General features: G+C 68.9%; 8 protein-coding genes. All 8 read left to right on the plus strand.

Annotated elements, in window-relative coordinates; genetic code table 11:
• Window positions 1–291: translation initiation factor IF-3 (gene infC / locus Q8Q88_RS18765; protein WP_305676708.1), on the plus strand; the 291-nt coding region annotated here is incomplete at its 5' end.
• Between the two features lie 120 nt (window positions 292–411).
• Complete coding sequence (locus tag Q8Q88_RS18770) at window positions 412–2079, plus strand: amidohydrolase (RefSeq protein ID WP_305676709.1); 1668 nt, start codon at window positions 412–414, stop codon at window positions 2077–2079.
• A gap of 39 nt (window positions 2080–2118) precedes the next feature.
• Window positions 2119–2457: a helix-turn-helix transcriptional regulator gene (locus Q8Q88_RS18775; protein ID WP_305676710.1), complete on the plus strand. Its 339-nt coding sequence runs from the start codon at window positions 2119–2121 to the stop codon at window positions 2455–2457.
• 61 nt (window positions 2458–2518) lie between these two features.
• The gene (locus tag Q8Q88_RS18780) at window positions 2519–2863 is read left to right on the plus strand and encodes a helix-turn-helix transcriptional regulator (protein WP_305676711.1); all 345 of its coding nucleotides are present in this window, start codon (window positions 2519–2521) and stop codon (window positions 2861–2863) included.
• On the plus strand, window positions 2860–3327 hold the full coding sequence (locus Q8Q88_RS18785) for an SRPBCC family protein (RefSeq protein WP_305676712.1): 468 nt from the start codon (window positions 2860–2862) through the stop codon (window positions 3325–3327). The genes Q8Q88_RS18780 and Q8Q88_RS18785 overlap by 4 nt, the downstream gene beginning before the upstream one ends.
• Window positions 3328–3397: 70 nt before the next feature.
• Entirely contained in the window at window positions 3398–4624 is a 1227-nt protein-coding gene (locus Q8Q88_RS18790) for an MFS transporter (protein WP_305676713.1), read from the plus strand.
• On the plus strand, window positions 4621–5823 hold the full coding sequence (locus tag Q8Q88_RS18795) for an MFS transporter (protein ID WP_305676714.1): 1203 nt from the start codon (window positions 4621–4623) through the stop codon (window positions 5821–5823). The genes Q8Q88_RS18790 and Q8Q88_RS18795 overlap by 4 nt, the downstream gene beginning before the upstream one ends.
• A 123-nt stretch (window positions 5824–5946) precedes the next feature.
• Window positions 5947–6138 (plus strand): 50S ribosomal protein L35 (rpmI, locus tag Q8Q88_RS18800; RefSeq protein WP_305584965.1); only part of this gene is annotated, 192 nt, incomplete at its 3' end.

Raw genomic sequence — 6138 nt, forward strand, 5'->3', positions numbered from 1 at the left:
AAGAACGAGGCGCGCAAGCGGCAGAAGGTCGTCGAGATCAAAGAGATCAAGCTGCGACCGAACATCGACATCCATGACTACGAGGTGAAGCAGCGCTCGATGCACCGCTTCTTCGAAGAGGGCGACAAGGTGAAGGTCACCCTGCGCTTCCGTGGTCGCGAGCTCGCCCACCCCGAACTGGGCATGAAGCTCCTGCAAAAGGTGAAAGCCGACTTCGAGCCGGTGGCCAAGGTCGAGTACGAGCCCCGCATGGAAGGCCGCCAGATGATCATGATCCTGGCTCCGCGCTAGTCTGATCCAGCCAAATATCGTGAAGGCGGTCACCCTCGGGTGGCCGCCTTTTGCTTGGCCGCTGCTTGACCAAACCGACGTTCCAGGCCCTGCTGGCCGCAAGACATCGGGAGGCGGACCTTGCGCGCATTCTTGACGGCCCTGGCCGTGATCGCCTTGGCGCCGGCCGCCGCCCTGGCCGCCGACCTCTATCTCGTGAACGGCAAGGTCTTCACCGGCGACGACGCCCGACCGACAGCCAGCGCCATCGCAGTCCGTGACGGCAAGATCGCGGCGGTCGGCGACGACGCCGCGGTCCAGGCCATGGCCGCCGGCCGCGCCGTGGACCTGGGCGGGAGGCTCGTGGTTCCCGGACTGATCGAGGCCCACGGGCACACCGGCGCATCGTCCGGCGCGCGCGACGCGCCCATGGCCAACCTGCCGTGGCCGGGCCCGACGCCGGAGCAGGCGCTCGCCGCCGTGAGCGCCGCCGCGAGCCAGGGGCCGGGATGGATCGAGGCGACCATCGGCCCGCTGGTGGTCAACGATAATCGGGACTGGCGCGCCGCCCTGGACGCCGCGGCGCCGAACAACCCCGTGATGATGCGTCCCTGGTGGGGTCACGGCACGCTCATGAACTCCGCGGCCTTGAAGGCGCTGGGTGTCGCGGACGACGCCGGGGACCCCCCGGGCGGCTGGTACGGCCGTCGTCCCGATGGCCGCCTGGACGGCCGGGCGCGTGAGAACGCCGAGTGGCGACTGGGGCGGACGCGGACCGCGGCCCTGCCCGTTGAGACCTTCGCCGCCGCCTATCGCGCCACCGCCGAGCTCTATGCCGGCTGGGGCGTGACCACCTACCACCAGATGCTCAACAACCAGGCCCTGGCCGACGCCCTGCCGGCCCTGCGAATGGCCGGTCTTCCGATCAAGTGGCGGGTCTATGGCTGGGCCATGCCGGAAAGCCGGGTCGAGGACGCCTGGTCGCAGTTCGAAGGCCAGCCCGCCAAGGAGGGCCCGGTTCGGGTCGCCGGGATCAAGTGGGTCCTCGATTCAACCCCGATCGAACGCGACGCCCATATGAGCGTCCCCTATGCCGACCGGCCGGGGTGGCGCGGCCGCTCGAACTACACCGACGACCAGCTGCGCGACATGCTGCGCGCCATCCTCGCCCACCCGGACCAGCAGCCGGCCTTCCATGTGAGCGGCGACGGCGAGGTCGCCCGGCTGCTCGACGCCATGGAGGCCGCCGCCCCGGCCACGACCTGGCGCGCCCGACGGGTGCGCATCGAACACGCCGACGGCCTGGTCCCCTCCCGCTTCGAACAGGCGAAGCGACTGGGCGTGGTGGTGATCCAGAACCCGCTCCACCTCGACCCCATGCCCGACGCCAAGGGCGTTCCGCTGATCGTCGCCCGGCTCGGGGACCGGGCCCGCGAGTTCGAATTGCTGAAAACCCTGGTGGCGGCGGGCGTGCCGTTCGCGCTGGGCTCGGACGCCGGCGGTCCGCCCGCCAACCCGTTCCTGAACATGATGATCGCCATCGCCAGCCCCAACGCCCCGACCGAGGGCCTGACCCGCGAGCAGGCCCTGATTGCCTATACCCGTGGCGGGGCCTTCGCCGAGGGCGAAGAGGCGCTGAAGGGCAGGATCGCGCTGGGCATGGCCGCCGACCTGGCGGTGCTCTCGCAGGACATCCTGACGGTCCCGCTTGGCGCCTTGCCCGCAACCCGCAGCCTGTTGACCCTGGTGGACGGAGCGTCGGTGCACGCTGAAGGACCGTTCGCGGCGCTGGCCGCCCAGGGCCGCTGAGGCGCTTGCCAGACGCGGCCCGAATCAATACTTTAGGGCATGCTAAACCAAGCTCAGCAACCCCTCGACATGATGTTCCAGGCCCTGTCCGATCCAGGCCGACGCAACATGGTCGAGCGCCTGAGCCGCGGGCCGGCCTCGGTCAGCGAACTGGCCCAGCCGCTCGACATGACCCTGTCGGCGGTGGTGCAGCACTTGGCGGTGCTGGAGGCGAGCGGCCTGGTGAGGTCCGAGAAGGTCGGCCGGGTGCGCACCTGCACGATCCAGCCGGACCGACTGCAACTGGCCGAGCAGTGGATCCATGCGCGCCGCACCTCCTGGGAGAAGCGCCTGGATCGACTGGGCGACTTCCTGGCCGAGACCGAACCTAAGACCTGAGGGCCGTCAAAATACTTTAGTCATGACTTGACCATCTCGCGGCGTTTCGATACTTAAGTACATGCTACAGCAAGCGACCTCGCTTGATCTCGCATTCCAGGCCCTGGCGGATCCCGTCCGGCGCGCCATGGTGGAGCGGTTGAGCCGCGGGCCGGCCACGGTCAGCGAACTCGCCCGACCACTGACCATGTCGCTCTCGGCGATCGGCCAACACCTGCGGGTCCTGGAGACCAGCGGACTCGTCCGCTCGGAGAAGGTCGGCCGCCTGCGGACCTGCTGGATCGATCCGGCTGGACTGCTGGTGACCGGCCGATGGATCATCGCGCGGCAAGCAAGCGTGGAGCGCGACCTCGAACGGCTCGGCGAGCATCTCGCCGCGCCGACAGACCCCTGGAGAGACCCATGACCCAACGTTCCGTCGTCCACGCCACCTTCGTGGTGGAACGCACCTATACGGCCACGCCCGCCCGGACCTTCGCGGCCTGGGCCGATCCCAAGCTGAAGGCGCTGTGGTTCCCCGCGGCGGAGGAGGCCGGCTACGAATTCGACTTCCGCGAGGGCGGCCGGGAGTACAGCGTCGGAACCGCGGAAGCCGGAGGCCCCGAGTTCGTCTTCGCGGTGGACTATCGTGAGATCGTCCCCAACGAGCGTATCGTCTACGCCTACTACATGGACATGGGCGGGGTGCGGATCTCGGTCTCGGTCGCGACCATCGAATTCCACGCCAAGGGCGCGGGCACCCGCATGGTGGTGACCGAGATGGGCGCCTTCCTCGACGGCCACGACACCGTGGCCCAGCGCGAGCACGGCACCAACTGGCTGATCGACCGGCTCGGCGAGTCGTTGAACGAGGTCCCGGCCGCCACTTGACCGGTCCGCGCAAGTCCGACCGTGGCGGTCGGACTTGCCGCACGGCGCGGCTCCCCTTAACACCGTTCACATGTCCGACACCGCGCCGCAGGGGGCGTCGCCGCCCTCCTCGATGGCGGCGCCGTCCCTCATCGCCGTCATCTTCATCAATATGCTGGGCTTCGGGATCATCGTCCCGTTGTTGCCCTTCTACGCCAAGTCGTTCGACGCCCCGCCCTGGCAGATCGCCCTGATCTTCTCGGCCTATTCGGTGGGCGCCTTCTTCGGCGAGCCGTTCTGGGGCCGGCTGTCGGACAAGTACGGCCGCAAGCCGCTCTTGATCTCCACCATCACCGGCAACTGCCTCTGCTACCTGGCGCTCGCCTTCGCCCCCAATATCTGGGCGGCCTTCGCCATCCGGCTGCTGGGCGGCCTGGCGGCCGGCAACGGAGCGGTGATCCAGGGCTATATCGCCGACGTCACGCCGCCGGAGAAGCGCACGCGGCTGCTGTCCTACCAGGGGGCCGCCTGGAACGTCGGGCTGATCTTCGGCCCGATGGTGGGCGGGATCTTCGCCCATCCGGACGCCGGTCCCGTCGGCTTCCGCCTGCCGCTGTTCATGGCCTCGGGCCTGGCGGCGCTCTGCGTCATCGGCATCATGGTCTTCATCCGCGAGAGCAAGACGCGCGAGCAGGCCATCACCCACCGCCCCAGCCGCTGGTCGGCCCTCGGCGATGTGGTCCGTCATCCGATCATCGGCCGGCTGATGCTGCTGACCTTCCTGGTGGGATTCGCCTTCACCGGCATCGAGAGCACCTTCGGCCTCTGGGCCCAGGCGCGGTTCCAGTGGGGGCCGCGCGAGATCGGGGTCTGCTTCGCCTTCGTCGGCGTCGCCGCGGCGGTCACCCAGATGTTCGTCACCGGCCGGCTCTCCGAGCGCTTCGGCGAGGGCCGGATGCTGGCTGTCGGCATGGGGATCACCGTGCTCTCGGCCGCCGGCCAGACCATGTCGCCAGGCGGCGGCGTCACGATCGCCCTCATGTGCCTCACGGCCGTCGGACAGTCCGTCGCCTGGCCCAATGTGGGCTCGATGATCTCCCAGACCGCCGACCCGCATCGCCAGGGACAGATCCTCGGCCTCAACAACGCCACCGGCGCCCTAGCCCGAGTGGTCGGCCCCTTCTGCGCGGGACTGATCTTCCCGGTGGCGATCGACGGACCGTTCATCCTGGGCGCCCTGGTGGTGGCCCCGGCCATCTTCCTCGCCCTGGCCGCGAGCCGGCGGGTGGCCGCATCCCGGGCGGATGGGCGGCCATGAGCCAGGCCCCGACCACGCTCGGCGACCGCCGCGCCCTGTTCATCCTGCTGTCGGTGACCTTCCTCAACATCGCGGGCTTCGGCCTGGTGATCCCGCTGCTGCCCTTCTTCGGCAAGGCGCTGGACGCGCCGGCCTGGCAGATCGCCCTGCTGTTCTCGGCCTTCTCCTTCGGCCAGTTCCTAGGCGAGCCGTTCTGGGGGCGGCTGTCGGACCGCATCGGCCGGCGGCCCGTGCTGATCGTCACCATCGCCATCGCCGCGCTCTGCTACATCGCGCTCGCCTTCGCCCCGACCATCTGGCTGGCCTTCCTGGCCCGGTTCGCCAGCGGCGTCTTCTCGGGCAACATCTCGACCCTACAGGGATGCATGGCCGACATCACCCCGCCCGACCAGCGCGCCGGCCGCATGGGGGTGATGGGCTCGGCCTTTTCGCTCGGCTTCATGACCGGTCCGGCCCTGGGCGGTCTGCTGGCCCAGCCCGAACTCGGGCCCATCGGCTTCCACATCCCGCTGTTCGCCGCGGCGGGCTTCGGCCTGGCCTCGGCGCTGGGCGTCTTCCTGTTCGTCAAGGAGACCCGGCCGCCCACCGGAGAGTCCCGCCCCCATGGCCGCCCGCCGGCCCTGCGCGAGGCCTTCGGCCACCCGATCATCTCGCGGGTGATGATCATCTCGTTTGTCATCGTCTCGGGCTTCGCCGGGATAGAAGCGACCTACGGCCTGTGGACCGAGAAGCGCTTCGGTTGGGGGCCGCGCGAGATCGGGCTGGCCTTCATGGTGATCGGCGTCATCGGCGCCTTCGCCCAGGGGATCGGGACCTCGATCCTGGTCCGCCGGTTCGGCGAGGCCCGGGTGCTGATCGCGGGCCTGACCCTGATGTTCATCGGCATGTTCGTGCAGTTCGCGTCCTTCGCCTGGCCGATGGCGGTGCTGGGCCTGGCGATCGTCGGGTTCGGCCAGTCGATCTGCTTCCCGAACCTGGTGGGCCTGATCTCGCTCTCCACCCCGCCCGACCGGCAGGGGGAGATGCTGGGTCTCAACATGTCCAACAACGCGCTCGCCCGGATCGGCGGGCCGATCTATGCGGGCCAGCTGTTCTCGATCGTCGATCCGGCCGCGCCCTTCGCGCTCGGCTGCATACTGATCCTGCCGGCCTTGGTCCTGGCCTTCCAGGTGCTGAAGCGGGTCCCCCGGCGGGCCTGAACCCTTGCCTTCCCTCACCCTTTCGCGTATTTGCCCCGCTCTTCGGAGTCGTCTGGCCAAAAGGCATGCCAGGGCGGCTCATCAATACGCCAGAGGACGGGCCCCTAGGGTACCGCAAGTGAAATGCCCAAACTGAAGACCAAGTCAGGCGCCAAGAAGCGCTTCAAACTGACCGCGACCGGCAAGATCAAGGCCGGCGTCGCGGGCAAGCGCCACCGGCTGATCAGCCACAGCGCCAAGTACATCCGTCAAAATCGCGGCACCAAGGTGATGAGCGCTTCGGACTCGAAGACGATCAAATCCTACCTGCCCTAC

Origin of the sequence: Phenylobacterium sp. (assembly GCF_030697925.1) — a bacterium.
Taxonomy (GTDB): domain Bacteria; phylum Pseudomonadota; class Alphaproteobacteria; order Caulobacterales; family Caulobacteraceae; genus Phenylobacterium.